The organism is Campylobacter sp. P255 (assembly GCF_003627915.1).
Lineage (GTDB): Bacteria > Campylobacterota > Campylobacteria > Campylobacterales > Campylobacteraceae > Campylobacter_D.
On sequence record NZ_NREN01000006.1, the window covers coordinates 15,047 to 30,820 of the forward strand.

General features: G+C 32.2%; 16 protein-coding genes. 8 read left to right on the forward strand and 8 right to left on the reverse strand.

Annotated elements, in window-relative coordinates:
* The first annotated feature begins 159 nt into the window (after positions 1–159).
* Positions 160–1,857, forward strand: a complete 1,698-nt coding sequence (locus CKA54_RS04135; protein WP_120760224.1) for a flagellin A — start codon at positions 160–162, stop codon at positions 1,855–1,857.
* A gap of 249 nt (positions 1,858–2,106) precedes the next feature.
* Positions 2,107–3,804, forward strand: a complete 1,698-nt coding sequence (locus CKA54_RS04145; protein WP_120760228.1) for a flagellin A — start codon at positions 2,107–2,109, stop codon at positions 3,802–3,804.
* Positions 3,805–3,829: 25 nt separating this feature from the next.
* Here CKA54_RS04145 and CKA54_RS04150 read toward each other — a convergent pair whose 3' ends face one another.
* The 3 genes from CKA54_RS04150 to pseI all read right to left on the reverse strand — a co-directional run bounded on the left by CKA54_RS04150 (position 3,830) and on the right by pseI (position 8,645).
* The gene (locus CKA54_RS04150) at positions 3,830–5,707 is read right to left on the reverse strand and encodes a motility associated factor glycosyltransferase family protein (protein WP_120760230.1); all 1,878 of its coding nucleotides are present in this window, start codon (positions 5,705–5,707) and stop codon (positions 3,830–3,832) included.
* 79 nt (positions 5,708–5,786) lie between these two features.
* Positions 5,787–7,529: a motility associated factor glycosyltransferase family protein gene (locus tag CKA54_RS04155; protein ID WP_120760232.1), complete on the reverse strand. Its 1,743-nt coding sequence runs from the start codon at positions 7,527–7,529 to the stop codon at positions 5,787–5,789.
* 81 nt (positions 7,530–7,610) lie between these two features.
* Positions 7,611–8,645, reverse strand: a complete 1,035-nt coding sequence (gene pseI, locus CKA54_RS04160; RefSeq protein ID WP_120760233.1) for a pseudaminic acid synthase — start codon at positions 8,643–8,645, stop codon at positions 7,611–7,613.
* Between the two features lie 115 nt (positions 8,646–8,760).
* Here pseI and CKA54_RS04165 point away from each other — a divergent pair, with 115 nt between their 5' ends.
* Genes CKA54_RS04165 through CKA54_RS04175 form a run of 3 tightly spaced genes read left to right on the forward strand, consistent with a single transcriptional unit; the run spans position 8,761 to position 10,234 of the window.
* A complete protein-coding gene (locus tag CKA54_RS04165) occupies positions 8,761–9,183 on the forward strand; it encodes a chemotaxis protein CheX (RefSeq protein WP_120760235.1) in 423 nt (140 codons plus the stop codon).
* Positions 9,180–9,476 carry a flagellar motor switch protein FliN gene (gene fliN / locus CKA54_RS04170; protein WP_120760236.1) on the forward strand — a complete coding sequence of 99 codons (297 nt, stop codon included), beginning with the start codon at positions 9,180–9,182 and terminating at the stop codon, positions 9,474–9,476. Before CKA54_RS04165 ends, fliN begins: the two co-directional genes overlap by 4 nt.
* A complete protein-coding gene (locus CKA54_RS04175; RefSeq protein ID WP_120760238.1) occupies positions 9,473–10,234 on the forward strand; it encodes a hypothetical protein in 762 nt (253 codons plus the stop codon). The genes fliN and CKA54_RS04175 overlap by 4 nt, the downstream gene beginning before the upstream one ends.
* On the opposite strand, the gene CKA54_RS04180 is transcribed toward CKA54_RS04175, so the two are convergent.
* The 5 genes from CKA54_RS04180 to plsY all read right to left on the reverse strand — a co-directional run bounded on the left by CKA54_RS04180 (position 10,231) and on the right by plsY (position 13,756).
* Entirely contained in the window at positions 10,231–11,727 is a 1,497-nt protein-coding gene (locus CKA54_RS04180; protein WP_120760240.1) for a Ppx/GppA phosphatase family protein, read from the reverse strand. The genes CKA54_RS04175 and CKA54_RS04180 overlap by 4 nt on opposite strands.
* Positions 11,727–11,972 carry a YfhL family 4Fe-4S dicluster ferredoxin gene (locus tag CKA54_RS04185; protein WP_012660922.1) on the reverse strand — a complete coding sequence of 82 codons (246 nt, stop codon included), beginning with the start codon at positions 11,970–11,972 and terminating at the stop codon, positions 11,727–11,729. Before CKA54_RS04185 ends, CKA54_RS04180 begins: the two co-directional genes overlap by 1 nt.
* A 117-nt stretch (positions 11,973–12,089) precedes the next feature.
* A complete protein-coding gene (gene hsrA, locus CKA54_RS04190) occupies positions 12,090–12,764 on the reverse strand; it encodes a homeostatic response regulator transcription factor HsrA (RefSeq protein WP_120760242.1) in 675 nt (224 codons plus the stop codon).
* Positions 12,765–12,842: 78 nt separating this feature from the next.
* Positions 12,843–13,160: a dihydroneopterin aldolase gene (locus tag CKA54_RS04195; protein WP_120760243.1), complete on the reverse strand. Its 318-nt coding sequence runs from the start codon at positions 13,158–13,160 to the stop codon at positions 12,843–12,845.
* The gene (gene plsY / locus CKA54_RS04200) at positions 13,145–13,756 is read right to left on the reverse strand and encodes a glycerol-3-phosphate 1-O-acyltransferase PlsY (RefSeq protein WP_120760245.1); all 612 of its coding nucleotides are present in this window, start codon (positions 13,754–13,756) and stop codon (positions 13,145–13,147) included. Before plsY ends, CKA54_RS04195 begins: the two co-directional genes overlap by 16 nt.
* A 204-nt stretch (positions 13,757–13,960) precedes the next feature.
* Between plsY and CKA54_RS04205 the strand changes: the two genes are divergently transcribed.
* From CKA54_RS04205 to rpmA, 3 genes are all read left to right on the forward strand, one after another.
* Positions 13,961–14,992, forward strand: coding sequence for a cytochrome-c peroxidase (locus tag CKA54_RS04205; RefSeq protein ID WP_120760247.1), 1,032 nt, complete (start codon positions 13,961–13,963; stop codon positions 14,990–14,992).
* Positions 14,993–15,143: 151 nt separating this feature from the next.
* Positions 15,144–15,452 (forward strand): 50S ribosomal protein L21, encoded by a 309-nt coding sequence (gene rplU / locus CKA54_RS04210; RefSeq protein ID WP_039617324.1) that lies wholly within the window; start codon positions 15,144–15,146, stop codon positions 15,450–15,452.
* Between the two features lie 10 nt (positions 15,453–15,462).
* Positions 15,463–15,717, forward strand: coding sequence for a 50S ribosomal protein L27 (gene rpmA, locus CKA54_RS04215; protein WP_002862355.1), 255 nt, complete (start codon positions 15,463–15,465; stop codon positions 15,715–15,717).
* Positions 15,718–15,774 lie beyond the last annotated feature (57 nt).

Consider the following 15,774-nt stretch of genomic DNA (forward strand, 5'->3'; position numbering starts at 1 on the left):
ATATAGGATTAAATTAGTAAAAGTTTATAAAAAAAAGTTAAATTTTTTGCTTAGAAGGGTTTTTAAAATAATTTTTAAAACTATAAATTTTTTAAAGATTTGCCGATTTAGTAAAAACAACTGCATGGAAGCGGTTGAATTTATTTAAAAGGATTTAAAATGGGATTTCGTATAAATACTAACGTAGCATCTTTAAATGCTCAAGCTAATGCTAACTTAAACTCAAGAGCATTAGAAAACTCTTTAGGTAGACTTAGCTCAGGTCTTAGAATCAACTCTGCAGCTGATGATGCTTCAGGGATGGCGATTGCTGATAGCTTAAGATCACAAGCAAACACACTAGGTCAAGCAATTAGCAATGGTAATGATGCTTTAGGTATTTTACAAACAGCTGATAAAGCTATGGATGAACAGCTTAAGATCTTAGATACCATCAAAGTAAAAGCAACACAAGCAGCTCAAGATGGTCAAACTACTAAAACAAGAAACATGCTTCAAGCTGACATCAACCGTTTGATGGAAGAGCTTGACAACATCGCAAATACTACTTCATTTAACGGTAAACAACTTTTAAGTGGTGGTTTTGTGAATCAAGAATTTCAAATCGGTGCTCAATCAAACCAAACCATTCAAACTAGTATCGGTGCAACCCAATCAAGTAAAATCGGTGTAACAAGATTTGAAACAGGTTCACAGTCTCATAGTAGTGGCGTAGCTCAACTTACCATTAAAAACTACAATGGTATTGATGATTTTAAATTCCAACCGGTAGTGATTTCTACTTCAGTAGGTACTGGTATGGGTGCTTTAGCTGAAGAGATCAACAGAGTATCTGACATCACAGGTGTAAGAGCAAATTTCTTGGTAGAAACAACGGGTGCAGGAACTATAAAAGCAGGTAAAACAGACTCTAACTTTAGTATCAATGGAGTAAAAATCGGTGAAGTTGAGTATAAAGATGGAGATGAAAATGGAGCTTTGATCTCAGCGATCAACTCAGTGAAAGATACAACCGGTGTAGAAGCTTCTAAAGATGCCAATGGTAGATTAGTGCTAAACTCAAGAGATGGTAGAGGGATTAAAATCGAAGGAAATATGGGAGTTGGTTCAGGTATCTTAAAAGATGATTATGAAAACTATGGTCGTTTGTCTTTAGTAAAAAATGATGGTAAAGACATTTTGATCTCAGGTTCTAATCTTTCTACTATAGGTATGGGTGCCACAGATATGATCTCTCAAGCTTCTGTATCACTAAGAGAATCAAAAGGAAACATCGACACCAATGTAGCTGATGCTATGGGCTTTAATGCTTATAAGGGTGGCGGTAAAATGATCGTAACATTTGCTAATATCAATGAATTTATGAGTGCAAATGGTATGAGTGGTGGCTCAGGGTTTTCTATAGGCAGTGGTAAGGATTATTCTCAAATTTATGAAAATAATCTAGCGTTTGTAACCGCTTTTTCTATCGCTTTTGGTATAAGTGCACCTAGTGATGGCTCTTCTCAATTTGTTAATTTTAAAGTTTCTATGAATATTGCAGCTAAAGATCAACAAGCCGGTGTTACCACGCTTAAAGGTGCGATGGCGGTGATGGATATCGCTGAAACAGCTATTACGAATTTAGACTCTATTAGAGCAGATTTGGGTGCGGTGCAAAATCAAATCACAGCTACACTTAATAACATCAGCGTAACCCAAGTAAACATCAAATCAGCTGAATCTAACATCAGAGATGTGGACTTTGCAGCAGAAAGTGCAAACTTTGCTAAACACAACATCCTAGCTCAAAGTGGATCTTATGCGATGAGTCAAGCTAATGCAATGCAACAAAATGTAATGAGATTATTGCAATAGTAAAGAAATCCAAAACACCTTGAAACTTTTCAAGGTGTTTGTGGTGTAAAAATATCCTTTTGTAAAAATATCCTTTTGTAAAAATATCCTTTTGTAAAAATATCCTTTTGTAAAAATATCCTTTTGTAAAAATATCCTTTTGTAAAAATATCCTTTTGTAAAAATATCCTTTTGTAAAAATATCCTTTTGTAAAAATTGGAACATTTATTGCTTTTGCTGTTGAAAGCAATATTTTGAAAGGATTTAAAATGGGTTTTAGAATAAACACCAACATAGGTGCAATGAATGCACACGCAAATTCAACAATCACAGCAAGAGAGTTGGATAAATCTTTAGGTAGACTGAGTTCAGGTCTTAGAATCAATTCTGCGGCTGATGATGCTTCAGGGATGGCGATTGCTGATAGCTTAAGATCACAAGCTGCGACTTTAGGCCAAGCGATTAACAATGGTAACGATGCGATAGGTATTTTACAAACAGCTGACAAAGCTATGGATGAGCAGCTTAAGATCTTAGATACCATCAAAGTAAAAGCAACACAAGCAGCACAAGATGGTCAAAGTGCTAAAACAAGAAACATGCTTCAAGCTGACATCAACCGTTTGATGGAAGAGCTAGATAACATCGCAAATACTACGGCATTTAATGGTAAACAACTCCTAAGTGGAAATTTTGTGAATCAAGAATTTCAAATTGGCGCACAATCAAACCAAACAGTAAAAGCAAGCATAGGCCCAACCCAATCAAGCAAAATCGGTGTAACAAGATTTGAAACAGGTTCACAGTCTCATTCTAGTGGTATAGCTCAACTTACCATTAAAAACTATAATGGTGTGGATGATTTTAAATTTCAACCGGTAGTGATTTCTACTTCAGTAGGTACGGGGCTTGGTGCTTTGGCTGAAGAGATCAACAGGGTAGCAGATGTAACCGGCGTAAGAGCAAATTTCTTAGTAGAAACAACGGGTGTAGGTCCTATCAAAGGTGGGGTCACAAGCGATAACTTTTCAATTAATGGTGTAACCATAGGCAGAATCGAGTATCAAGATAGTGATCAAAATGGAGCTTTAGTTGCAGCGATTAACTCAGTAAAAGATAGTACCGGAGTAGAGGCTTCAAGAGATGCTAATGGTAGATTAGTGCTAAACTCAAGAGATGGTAGAGGGATTAAAATAGAAGGAGATATGGGAGTTGGTTCAGGTATCTTAAAAGATGATTATGAGAACTATGGTCGTTTGTCTTTAGTAAAAAATGATGGTAAAGACATTTTGATCTCAGGTTCTAATCTTTCTACTATAGGTATGGGTGCCACAGATATGATCTCTCAAGCTTCTGTATCACTAAGAGAATCAAAAGGAAGAATCGACACCAATGTAGCTGATGCTATGGGCTTTAATGCTTATAAGGGTGGCGGTAAAATGATCGTAACATTTGCTAATATCAATGAATTTATGAGTGCAAATGGTATGAGTGGTGGCTCAGGGTTTTCTATAGGCAGTGGTAAGGATTATTCTCAAATTTATGAAAATAATCTAGCGTTTGTAACCGCTTTTTCTATCGCTTTTGGTATAAGTGCACCTAGTGATGGCTCTTCTCAATTTGTTAATTTTAAAGTTTCTATGAATATTGCGGGTAAAGATCAGACTCCTGGGGTTACTACGCTCAAAGGTGCGATGGCGGTGATGGATGTGGTAGAAACTGCAACGGCAAATCTAGATGCCATTAGAGCAGATATCGGTGCGGTGCAAAATCAAATCACAGCTACGCTTAATAACATCAGCGTAACCCAAGTAAACATCAAATCAGCTGAATCTACCATCAGAGATGTAGACTTTGCAGCAGAAAGTGCAAATTTCTCAAAATACAACATCCTAGCTCAAAGTGGATCTTATGCGATGAGTCAGGCTAATGCTGTGCAACAAAATGTTCTAAAACTCTTACAATAATCCTAAAAGCGGGTAAAAAGCCCGCTTAAATTAACTTTCTTTTTTCTAAAATATCTTGCAAAGGCATGATGGCTATTTTTAATGCTTTTTCTTGTACTAGGGTAAGTTCTGTGATATCTTCAAGCCATGCTTTGTGTGCTTCAAGCCATGCGACTAGTTTATTTTGTTTATCGTTTTCATTATGCATAGCATGAACGTAAATTTTAGAAAAAGTGCTTTCTAGATGAAACAATGAAGGACTAGTGACCTCTCTTAAGAAGGTATGTTTTTTGTTTTCAAGCTTTTCTTTTAATTTATCGATTTTTTCATTTAATTCATGAAGAGTGTAGCGAATTTTACTTTTATGGTGAAGTTCTTTATGGAGTTTTTTGCACTCTTTTAAAAAAGCTTGGCTAGTTTTGATATTTTGCTTGATTTGTTTATAAGCTTGCAACATAAGTTCTTCGCTATCTTTTCTTTTTGGTTTTTGTAGTTTTGAAAAAGGCTTTTTGAGATCTTCTTTGAGTAAATTTTCGCATAATTCTTTAAAAGGTTTTTCTATGGTACCTTCTATCCTTGCTCCACCTTCAGTGGCGTTATAAATTTTAACCTTATCTTGTTTGTAAAATAAATTTTCAAAAACTTGCTTGAATAAAACCCATATATTAGAGCTTTGCACATAGCCTTTTCCACCATAAGCAGGTATTTTAAATTTATCTTTATCTTTTTCATAATCTCCTTCATGATAAGCACTATGGATGAAACCTTCAGTGTGTGAGTCGCCTTTTTCGTTATAGGCTAAATCTTGACCGATTAAAATGATATTTTTATGTCCTAATAAAAGTGCTAGCTCATAGTTTAAATGTGCTACACTCATACCACCACCAACATAGCCATAATCATGCAAACCCAAAGAGTATGCAAAAGGTAAGGATCTAGAAACTAAGATATACTTGCGTTTGTTTTTTTCCAAAAATTCAATACTATCTTTATATACCAAAGAAGCTAAAATGAAAGTAATGTCTTTGTCAAAATCTCCAAAATCATTATCAAAACATTTAGATACCACATCATCTCTTTCTAGCATACAAACATAATCAGGCTTGATCCCTTCTTTTGCTAAGATAGGATAAGCACTATCAGCGCAAAATATAGTTGCTTTTTTGCTGTATTTTTTAAGCAGAGGAAGTTGTTTTTTTAAAGAAGGTCCGGTGGCTACTAAGATGGCATTTTGACTTTTATTGCTTCTTTTTTGTTTAAGCTCTTTAAAACTTGGATGAGTTAGCATTTTAGGTAGGTTTAATACAAATTGTTCAATGCCTTGCATTGCATCAATAGGATCATTTCCTTTTCTCAAGGCGATATTTTTTATAGCCTTAAAATTTAAATCGCTGATATGCCTAATTTCTTCTTTATGGTCTTCGTAAAAATGTGAATGAATATGCAAGTCATAGGTTTTTACAAAAAGATCTAAAAAACTACAAAGGTTATCAGCTCTTGCGTAGTTTAGTTCTATAGTGTGGATTAAAATTAATCTTCCTTCTGAAAGCTCTTTGGAAAAATCAACCATATTTAAAACTAAAAACACAAGTTCCAAATCTCTTTCGTATACAATAACCCTTTTATGAGTTTTGTTGGCAAGTAAGCTTTTGTAAAAAATTCCATTACCCAAACCGTAGAAAAACAAATAAGGATAACGAACATAGTTTTTATTAAACAAATCTAGTTTTTCTTTGAGCTCATTTAAAGGATTGATATAAATATTTTTTTGATTTTTATAGCAGATATTGCAATTTAAAGGATCTTTGTCAAATACATAAAAATAATCTTTTACTTCTTTGATTTTGCTTAGCTTACGTTTTAAATTTTGATACTCTTCTCCTTTTAAAGCTCTGATATTTTTTCTGTAAATTTTTGTTTTCATCTTTTTCAATCCTTGATAACATTTATAATTTTATATCGCCTATTTGCAATTTTTTTTCATACAATATAACGATCATTTTTCAAGCACCGGGTGTTAAATTTTCTTTTATAGTTTTGTTATATTCTTCTAGGTATAGTATAACTTCTTGGAAAAAGTCAATTTGTTGCACTAAAAATAAATTAGCATTTTTATCTTTTTCAACCTTGTATTTTAAAACTTCACATTCATTTTGAAAACACCTAGCTTGCAAAATATCTGAAAAAAAATCACTTTTGGGTAGTTTTATTCTTAGTTTTTCTAGTTTTTCTAAATTTTTTTCTTGGGCAGCTTTTTTGCATTCGTTGATATAAATTTCGCTTTGTTTTGTAAGTTTACTAAGTCTTTCTTTGCAGTGTTTGATTTTTTTCTGCGGATTTTTGGGTTTTGTTAGGATGTTGTTTTTAATAATTTTTTCTTTTAGTAGTGTTTCGCATAGTTCTTTAAAAGGTCTTTCTATAGCCCCTTCTATCCTTGCTCCGCCTTCAGTGGCGTTGTAGGTTTTGATTTTTAAGATGTCTCTTGCTAGGGCGATGTCTTTTTCAAAGCTTTTTAAAAATAAATACCAAGTAAGTTGTGTTTTTACCTCGCCCTTTCCTCCATAAGCAGGGATCATTTTATAAACAACTTCCTTGTCGCCTTGATCACCATAGATGTGTTCTTTAGGATGAGACTTGCCATCATCACTATAAGCTAAATCTTGCCCAATCAAAATAATATTTTCAAATCTTAAAGCTCCAGCTAACTCATAAGCCATATTGGCAACACTCATACCATTGCCTAAAAAGCCATATTCATTTAAATTAAGCTTGCTTTCAAAAAACAATGGTCTTAAAACAAGCGTATAGTTTCTGTTGTTTTTTTCTAGATATTTGATTGTATTAGGATGGGTTAAAGAAGCAACAATAAATAGAATATTTTGATCAAAATCTTCAAAATTGTTGTTGAAAAATTCACTTGTTAGGTCTTCTCTTTCTAATGAAAAAACATAATCAGGCTTAATGCCAGCATTGGCCAATATAGGATAAGAGCTATCGGCACTAAAAATTACGACATTATCTTGGTATTGTTTTAGTAATGGAAGTTGTTTTGTTAAAGATGGTCCGGTTGAAACAATGATGACATTTTTTGCTTTTGCCTTTTTTTCTTTTATAAGATTTTTAAATGGTATATTAGAGATGATTTTTTCTAGATTGATTACATTGTGTTTTATACCTAAGAGCGCATCTTTTGGATCGTTTCCGCGTGCTAGCATGAGTGTTTTAACGGTGTTGAGTAAAATTTGCATGATTTTTTGAGCATTTGCTAAATAAAAGTGGGTATAAAATTCATTATAAAAATTAAAATTAAAAATTTTCAAAGTATGTTTGATATTTGGATAATTAAAAAGAATATTCAATTGTGCTGTGTTGATATGAGGAGGATAAAATAAAATCAGTTTTTCTTTTTTGATAAAGTGACTAAAATCATATAAATAAAATGCAAGATGTAAAATTTCTAATTCATCTTCGAAAATCACAATATGTTTGAGGTATTTGTTTTCTAAAAGTTTAAAGAAAAAACTTCCACTACCAAAACCATAGAAGAATAGCACAGGGTAAAACTCAAACTTATCAAAATCAAACAGGTGGTTTTCATCTAAGAAAATTTGATTTTGTTGATCAAAAATTTTGCCGTCTATAAGCTTAAAACGAGTAGTTTGGGAAATTTTTCTAAGTTCATATGCTAAAATTTGATCCACTTCAAACAAAGCTTGAGTGTTTTTTAAAAATAATTCTTTATTCATTAGATACCTAGTTTTTGTTTTATTATAGCAAAAGTATATTTTAAGAAGATAAAACATACTTGTTTAATAATTAGTATAACTTTAATTTTTAAAATGCTTTTGTTCTAATGCTTGTCCAAATTCTATATCGCAATTGGCTTTTTTACCAAGTATGATAGGCAAAAACTTAGGATGTAAACCTAGACTCGGTCTTACGCTTTTTACATTTTCTAGTGTAAAAATTTCACCTTTTTTGATATCTTTGCTAGCATATAAGCTTCTTGCAAAATGACGGTTTTTTAAGGTTTTTTCATCCATGGCTAAACTAACATCGCCTAGTGCTTGTTCGCTTTTTCTCACCATGTCACACATTTGTTTAAATGCTTCAAAATCAAGACTAAATTTCGCATCGGCACTATTTAAGGTTTTATCTAGTATAAAGTGTTTTTCTATCACTCTTGCTCCAAGGGCTACGGCTAAAGTAGGTGCTAAAAAACCCTCGCTATGATCGCTTAGGCCTACTGTGGTTTTAAATTTTTCTTGTAAAGTTTTTATGGCATTTAAATTTAGATCGCATATTTGAGAAGGATAAGCTGAAGTGCATTTAAGCAAGATTAGATCAGGATTGTTTTCTTCTTGAAAAATTTTAGCGATCATTTCAAGTTCTTCTTCATAAGCAATACCAGTAGAAACCAAAGTCGGTTTTTTTTCTTTTGCAACAAATCGCACAAAGTCATAATCATTGACTTCAAAAGATGCGATTTTATAAGCAGGTGGGTTAAATTGTCTTAAAAATTCTACATCTTGTTTAGAAAAAGGACTAGAAAAGCAGATTAAACCTTCATTTTTAGCGCATTCAAAAAGTTTTTCATGCCATTGGTAGGGAGTTTTGGCTTCTTCATATAATTCATATAGTTTTCTTCCATGCCATAAACCACCTTCGATGGTGAAATCTTTTTTATTGGAATTTAGTGTTAAGCTATCTGGTGTATAGGTTTGTATTTTTATAGCATCAGCACCCGCTTTTTTAGCCGCTTGTATGGTTTTTAAAGCTATATCAAGACTGCTTGCGTGATTAGCTGAAAGTTCTGCGATGATGAAAACTCGTTGGTTTAGATCAAAATTTCCTATAAACATTCTAAAGCCCTTTTTGTCTAAATAAAATTATGATATTGTATATTTTAATTATTAATTATGGTTAAAGGTTTATTTAGTAAAATAAATTTATTACAAGTCTTTTTAAGGAAAAGCTATGACTAAAACACTTGAGTATTCAATTCACCATTTTTGTGAGCATATTTTAAAATTAAAAATTTCACCAACAAGCATTATTCGCGGTGAGCTTTATGGAGCTTCTATACCTTTGTATTTTAAAGAAGAGGAATATAGCTTTTATTTGTTTTTTCAGAAAAAAGCTTTAAATGAGATCGCACATTTTTTGCTACATGAAGAATTAAAAGAAGATGATTTGGCAGATTTATTAAAAGAAGTAGCAAATCAAATCGTAGGTTATGCGAAAAAATTACTCAATGACACGAATGGAAAAGATGAGTATCGTTTGGGTGTTCCTGAGTATTTAGGGCGTATTGATGGTTTTTCAAAAATTAAGTTAAAAGAAAAATTTACTTATGAGATGAAAAACGCTCGTTTTAGAATAGGTTACAAAAAACTATGATAGATGATCGCTTAGGTTTATTGCAATCTTATGAAGATATTTTAGATATCAGCGTGGATTTTGTGAGTGAGCTTGGTACAACCAATATGAGCGTAAAAGAACTTTTAAAACTAGAAGTAGGTTCTGTGATAGATCTTGAAAAGCCAGCAGGTGAGAGCGTGGAGCTTTACCTTAATAAAAGGATATTTGGAAAAGGCGAGGTAATGGTGTATGAGAAAAACCTTGCTATAAGGATCAATGAAATTTTAGATTCAAAATCAGTATTGCAGTATTTCAAAAAAGAATTGCAATGAAAATATTTTGGATTTTGCTGCTAGCATTGCCACTTTTTGGGGCAAAAATTCTTAATTATAATATCTACCCAAGAGAAGATAGGGTAGATATCACTTTTTCTTTTGACACGCCTTATAAAGAAGGGGTAAGCCAGAAAAAGAAAAATGATATTGTTATTTTTACTTTAGATGCTAAAACTGTAAAAGAAGAAGATAAGGTATTAAATTCAAATATCATCAAAAAAATCAAGATCTTTTCAGAAGGAGAAAAGACTTTCATTGCTTTGAGCGTTGGTGATAAAATAGAAATTAGCGCTGATAGCATAGGAGAATACGGCTTAAGATTGCGTGCGCAAAAAGAAGGTGCAAATTTAACGAGCAAAAAAACCGCAGAGGAAAAAACCAAGGAAATGAATATGCAAGAGTATGATTTTACAAATTATATTTTAGTGTTGAGTGTTTTGATTCTTTTGCTTGTAGGGCTTTGGTTTTTGAAAATGTATTTAAGACAAAAGCACCCACTAGATCGAAATTTTAATTTAATTTTTCAACGCCCACTAGATAGACATAATCAATTAGTTGTATTTGAATACGGATTAAAACGTTATACGATGATTATTGGTAATTCAAATATAGTTTTAGAGACAAGTCAAGCTACAATGAAAAGTGAAGAAGTGACTAAAACTCCACCAAAGTCAAAAGAGAGAGATTTTGACTCTTATTTTGAAGAAAACAAGCAAAGACTGCAAAATTTACTTTCAAAGCAAAACAGTATTTAGCTTTTTTGATTAAAAGCTAAAATGATCAGTTTTGGCTTTGAGATTTTTTTGATTTCTTCTTTTGAAAAATAAATTTTTCTTTTATTGGAATAAATATATAAAGTATGATTTTTTAATACAAATTCTAAATTTTCATCGCTATCTTTGGCAAGCTTGTTGGCTAAAGCTAGAATGAAATTAAGCCATGTTAGTATATGGTGATTAGGCAGTAACGCTTTAATATGTTCTATACCAAATGGGTTGATTTTTTTGCCATTGGCTTTTAAAAGTGTCCAGATGAGTAAAATTTCTTGATGTGAAAAGCCAAAATGCAAACCGTTTAATGCCATATATGCACTGTGTTCATTAGCAAAATAAAAATTAATCCTTTCGCCTATATGGGTTAGTTTTGCTGCATTTATGAGGTCTTTTTTATAAGAAGCTTCAATTTTATGAAGCGGTGAAAAAACTTCAAAGAGCTTATTTGCAAAATATGCACTTTTATCAGTGTAGTCTATGCCAAAACGATCTTGTAAAGATTTTAGACTTGGGTTGAAGTTGGGTGGAAATTTTGCATTAAATTTTGAAAAATCGGTGGTGTCGTTTTTTATCTTGGCGTATTTTTGAAAAAGATTTGATAAAAACACCCCTTCTCTTACACCTACTGCAGATGTGATGATGTTTTTAGCTTTGAGGTTTTTTGCTAAAGCTAGAAAGATCACACAACCTTCTTTAATAGTATCAAAGCGATCTTTTTTGATGTTAAAATCGATCAAATTTTTTGCATTTTGAATTTTTTCTATATGACTTTTTTCTTTTTCAAAACTGTAGCTAAAATTATGGATCATTTTTAAAGGATAAGAGTTTTTCTTCATGATAGAATTTGATAATGCTCTTAAACTCCCTCCTATGGCGATGATATTATCATTTTGAAAGTGTTTTGGTACTTGTGTAAGAGCTTCTTGTATGAATTGATCTAAAGCATTTAATCTTTTGGTATCGTAAAAAATTTCTTTCAATCTTACTGTGCCAAGATCAAGTGAAATACAGTCTACAATTTTCCCTTCTTTAATTAAACAAAGTTCAGTGGAGCCACCACCAATATCAATAGTGGTGGCATTTTGGACATTAGATAATAAATTAAGCGCAGCAAGACCACCTAAGAAAGACTCGGTTTTTCCGTTGATACATTTGATATTTAAGCCTACATTTTTTGCAATTTTATTGATAAAATCCTTCGCATTAGGCGCATCTCTTAATGCAGAAGTCCCTACAGCGATGATTTTTCTGCATTTTTCTTTTAAGGCTTTTTCTTTGAAGTAGGCTAAAGCTTTTTCAGCCTTAAGCATAGCTTCTTCTTGAAGAATTTTGTTATTATTGTACGCATTTTCTCCAAGTCTTACTTTCTTTTTGTGCTCACTACAAATAAAAAATCCATATCTTGAGGTTCTTTCAAAAATCACCATACGAACGGAATTGGAGCCAAGGTCAATTACTGCGGTTTTTTTAGCCATTAAATATCTTTGTTTTTGTGTTTTAAACGAAGTTCATCAATGCTTTCTACATTGTCAGGATCAGGTATGATACAATCTACCGGACAAGCTACAATGCAAGCAGGTTCTGAAAATTCATTTACACATTCAGTGCAAAGATCAGGATCGATAACATAAATTGGATCGTTATCATAAATTGCTTCATCTGGACATTCTTCCCTGCATGCATCACAGGATATACATTCTCTAGTGATTAAAAGTGACATATTTTTCCTTTTTATGAGTAATATAGTAAAACTTATACTATATAAAAACTTATAGCTAATTTAAACAGAGGAAAATAGGTATAATTTTTAGAATGAATTCATCATTCTAAAAATTTATCAGTTGTTTTTTTTAGGAAAGCAAAAACGATAGCCTCTACGGCGTACGGTTTCTATAGTTGAGATATTAAGAGGTTTATCCATTTTTTGTCTAATTTGATTAATCGCAACTTCTATTACATTCGGAGTGACAAGCTCAGGTTCTTCCCAAATGGCATCTAAAAGTTGTTCTTTTGATACGATTTGATCTGAATGTCTAGCTAGGTGAGTTAAAACCTCAAAAGGTTTTCCTTTTAATTCTATGTCTTTTCCTTGATAAGTGATTTTTTCTTCATCTGGATCGATCACTAAATCATCAATTTTAATCACATTTGTACCGCCAAATCTAAGTCTAGCTTCAATTCTTGCCATTAAAATTTCAAAGTCCAAAGGTTTTTTAATATAATCATCTGCTCCTGCTTTTAGAGCTTTTATTTCATTTTCTTTATCTGCTTTTGCGCACATTGTAACGATTGCAGTTCTTGGAGATTTTTGTTTGATTGCGTTGATTAAATCACCCGCATCGCTATTACCAATAGTCCAATTTGATAATACTAAATCATAATGTCTAATACCTATAAAATACTCAGCGTCTTTAAAATTTTCTGAAGTATCACTTTGATAACCAAATTCGTTTAAAGTGTTAGATAGTGTTTTGTTCAGTGATGCTTCATCTTCTACAACTAAAATACGCATTTTATTCCTTTGAAGAAAGTTTTACTAAAAAAAGTATAACACAAATTAAGCAAATATTCAAAATTCTTTAAAAAAATTTTAATATTTTTTACTTAGACTTGCCCCAACCCTAGCATTTTTGATGATATCAGGTTTGTAGCAAGTGATGTGGATAAACTGCAATTTTTTATGACGTTTTTTTGTGTCTTTGCATATGTATTTTAAAGATTTTTCTATAGTTTTAAACTTTTTTTTCTTATAAATTTTTTCAATCCTAGCGCATAATTTTGCATAATCTAGAAATTTTTTGCTTTTGGCTTCTAATTCTATCAAAACACTTTGTTCTTGAATTCTTTCAAAATCCAAAAGCCCTATAATACATTTAAATTCCAAACTAACTTTTATATGACTTTGCATTCTTGCTTCCCAATTAGTCTTAAGATGTTTGGTATGTGTTTATACACCACGATAAAAGCAATGATGAAAATCGGCGCATGGGTGTTAATAACCGGCATGTCATAGTGAAATACAAAAGAAGTTGTGATTAAAACAACTAAAGCACCTAGTGAAGCAAGGCTTGAAATTTTAAATACCTTACCTATGATAAACCAAGCTAATACCGCACATAAAATTTCTAGTGGTAAAAAGACAGCTAAAACTCCAGCGCCAGTAGCTACTCCTTTTCCACCTTCAAATTTTAAATAAGGTGAAAAGCAATGACCAAATACAGCTAAAACAGCCATAGTCCATAAAATGTTAGCATCATAACCCATTGATTGCGCTATTAAAATAGGAATAATCCCTTTAAGTGCATCTAAAACAACAGTGCTTATAGCAAGTTGTTTGGCTAGTTTAGGGTTATTTTCTTTTACCACTCTTAAGACATTAGTCGCACCTATGCTTTTGCTACCTGAATTTTTGATATTAGTTTTGGCAAAAATTTGAGCTAGCAAAAGTCCAAAAGGTATAGCTCCTATAAGATAAGCTAAAAGATAAATGATTAAATTTTCCATATATTCATACCTTAAAATTTATAAAACATTTTCTTGAAATAATAATAAAAAAACGCTGAAATAATTATTTAAGATATATTTTATCTTATAATAATTTTTATTTATAAATATAATTTTTTTATTTTGTTTAAAGAAAATTATAGATATATTTTTAATAAGTTTATTTTTATGTAGACTTCATTTTATCTTAATTGGGAGTGGATAATGAAAAGAGTTTCATTGTGGGCTGTGTCGTTGTTGGTTGCTTCGAGTGTTTTTGCTAATGATAGGGCTTTGCTTGATGAAGCAAAAGCTGCTGGTTTGGTGCCTTTGCCAAAAGATCAAGCAGCCGTTGAAAAACTTTTAAAACAAATGGGCGTAAAAGTTAGTAAATTTTCTAAGGAAAAAGTTAATCTTGGTAAGAAATTGTATTTTGAACCAAGACTTTCGAAAAGTGGTTTGATTTCTTGTAACACCTGTCATAATTTAGGCATGGGAGGTGCTGATGGGATAGCTGCTGCTGTAGGACATAAATGGACTGCTAATCCTCATCATTTAAATTCGCCAACAGTTTATAACTCGGTTTTAAATTCAACTCAATTTTGGGATGGTAGAGCAGGTAGCTTGGCTGATCAAGCAAAAGGACCGATTGAAGCAGAACCCGAGATGGCAACACCGGCAAAATTAGCAGTGGAAAAAATTTCTTCTATGCCAGAATATGTCAAAGAATTTAAAAAAATATATGGCAGTAATGGCGTAACTTTTGACAATATTGCAGATGCTATTGCGACATTTGAAAGAACGCTTTTAACACCATCTAAATTTGATAAATTCTTAGAAGGTGATACAAAAGCATTAAGCAAAAAAGAAAAAGAAGGTTTGAAAACTTTCATTGATAAAGGTTGTACGGCTTGTCATACAGGGGTAAATTTGGGTGGTAGCATGCAGGCTTTCCAAGTGGCAGCTAAATATAAATTTGCAAATGTAGGGGATTTTAAAGGCGATGCAAATGGTTTGGTTAAAACTCCAACTTTAAGAAATATTGCCGAAACTGCTCCATACTTCCACAATGGTGCGATTTGGTCTTTACAAGAAGCAATTAAAGAAATGGGTAGTGTGCAACTTGGTATAGAAATTTCTGATAAAGAAGCAGCTTCTATAGAAACCTTTTTGCATGCTTTAACAGGAAAAAAACCTAATATTACCTATCCACAGCTTCCAAAGGCTACTGAAAAAACTCCAAAACCACAGCTTTGAGTTGTATCTTAAGGCGCTTTTTGCGTCTTAAGCTTACTTTATATAAAATCAAGATATAATTACCGCTTTTAACCATTAAAGCTTTCTAAATTTATGTGTATACATAATGCTTTATGGTGCTACCAAATACATTTTAAGAAAGGATAGCTGTATGTATGCTATTATAAAACACAGCGGAAAACAATACAGAGTAAGCCAAGGTGATGAGCTTAAACTAGATCGTTTTGAAGCTGAAGCAAAATCAAGCGTAGAAGTAAGCGAAGTTCTTGCTGTATGCGATAAAGAATTAAAGGTAGGTGCGCCGTTTGTTGCGGGTGCAAAAGTTGTTTTAGAAGTGATTGCTCATGGAAAAGACAAAAAAGTTGTGATTTATAAAAAAAGACGCAGAAAAGACTCAAAATTAAAACGCGGTTTTAGAAGACAATTTACTCGCGTTAGAGTAGTAGATATTAAAGCTTAAGGAGTAAAGAATGGCACACAAGAAAGGTCAAGGTTCAACTCAGAATAATCGTGATTCTATAGGTCGTCGTCTAGGTGTTAAAAAATTTGGTGGAGAATTTGTTCGCGCTGGTAACATCATCATTCGCCAAAGAGGAACAGCAACTCATGCAGGTAATAACGTAGGCATGGGAAAAGATCATACAATTTTTGCTTTAATTGATGGTTTTGTAAAATTTGAAAGAAAAGATAAAAATAGAAAAAAAGTTTCTGTTTATCCTGCATAATTTTAAGGCTACTTTGTAGCCTTTTTCTTCTTTTTAGTCTTAATATATTAAAAAAAA

Excerpts from the sequence above, each read along its gene's own strand:
- CKA54_RS04205 (WP_120760247.1), top strand. The coding sequence starts at position 13,961 with ATGAAAAGAGTTTCATTGTGGGCTGTGTCGTTGTTGGTTGCTTCGAGT.
- hsrA (WP_120760242.1), bottom strand. The coding sequence starts at position 12,764 with ATGCGTATTTTAGTTGTAGAAGATGAAGCATCACTGAACAAAACACTA.
- CKA54_RS04145 (WP_120760228.1), top strand. The coding sequence starts at position 2,107 with ATGGGTTTTAGAATAAACACCAACATAGGTGCAATGAATGCACACGCA.
- pseI (WP_120760233.1), bottom strand. The coding sequence starts at position 8,645 with ATGTTTATAGGAAATTTTGATCTAAACCAACGAGTTTTCATCATCGCA.
- fliN (WP_120760236.1), top strand. The coding sequence starts at position 9,180 with ATGATAGATGATCGCTTAGGTTTATTGCAATCTTATGAAGATATTTTA.
- CKA54_RS04180 (WP_120760240.1), bottom strand. The coding sequence starts at position 11,727 with ATGGCTAAAAAAACCGCAGTAATTGACCTTGGCTCCAATTCCGTTCGT.
- CKA54_RS04185 (WP_012660922.1), bottom strand. The coding sequence starts at position 11,972 with ATGTCACTTTTAATCACTAGAGAATGTATATCCTGTGATGCATGCAGG.
- CKA54_RS04135 (WP_120760224.1), top strand. The coding sequence starts at position 160 with ATGGGATTTCGTATAAATACTAACGTAGCATCTTTAAATGCTCAAGCT.
- plsY (WP_120760245.1), bottom strand. The coding sequence starts at position 13,756 with ATGGAAAATTTAATCATTTATCTTTTAGCTTATCTTATAGGAGCTATA.
- CKA54_RS04175 (WP_120760238.1), top strand. The coding sequence starts at position 9,473 with ATGAAAATATTTTGGATTTTGCTGCTAGCATTGCCACTTTTTGGGGCA.
- rplU (WP_039617324.1), top strand. The coding sequence starts at position 15,144 with ATGTATGCTATTATAAAACACAGCGGAAAACAATACAGAGTAAGCCAA.
- CKA54_RS04165 (WP_120760235.1), top strand. The coding sequence starts at position 8,761 with ATGACTAAAACACTTGAGTATTCAATTCACCATTTTTGTGAGCATATT.
- CKA54_RS04155 (WP_120760232.1), bottom strand. The coding sequence starts at position 7,529 with ATGAATAAAGAATTATTTTTAAAAAACACTCAAGCTTTGTTTGAAGTG.
- rpmA (WP_002862355.1), top strand. The coding sequence starts at position 15,463 with ATGGCACACAAGAAAGGTCAAGGTTCAACTCAGAATAATCGTGATTCT.
- CKA54_RS04150 (WP_120760230.1), bottom strand. The coding sequence starts at position 5,707 with ATGAAAACAAAAATTTACAGAAAAAATATCAGAGCTTTAAAAGGAGAA.
- CKA54_RS04195 (WP_120760243.1), bottom strand. The coding sequence starts at position 13,160 with ATGCAAAGTCATATAAAAGTTAGTTTGGAATTTAAATGTATTATAGGG.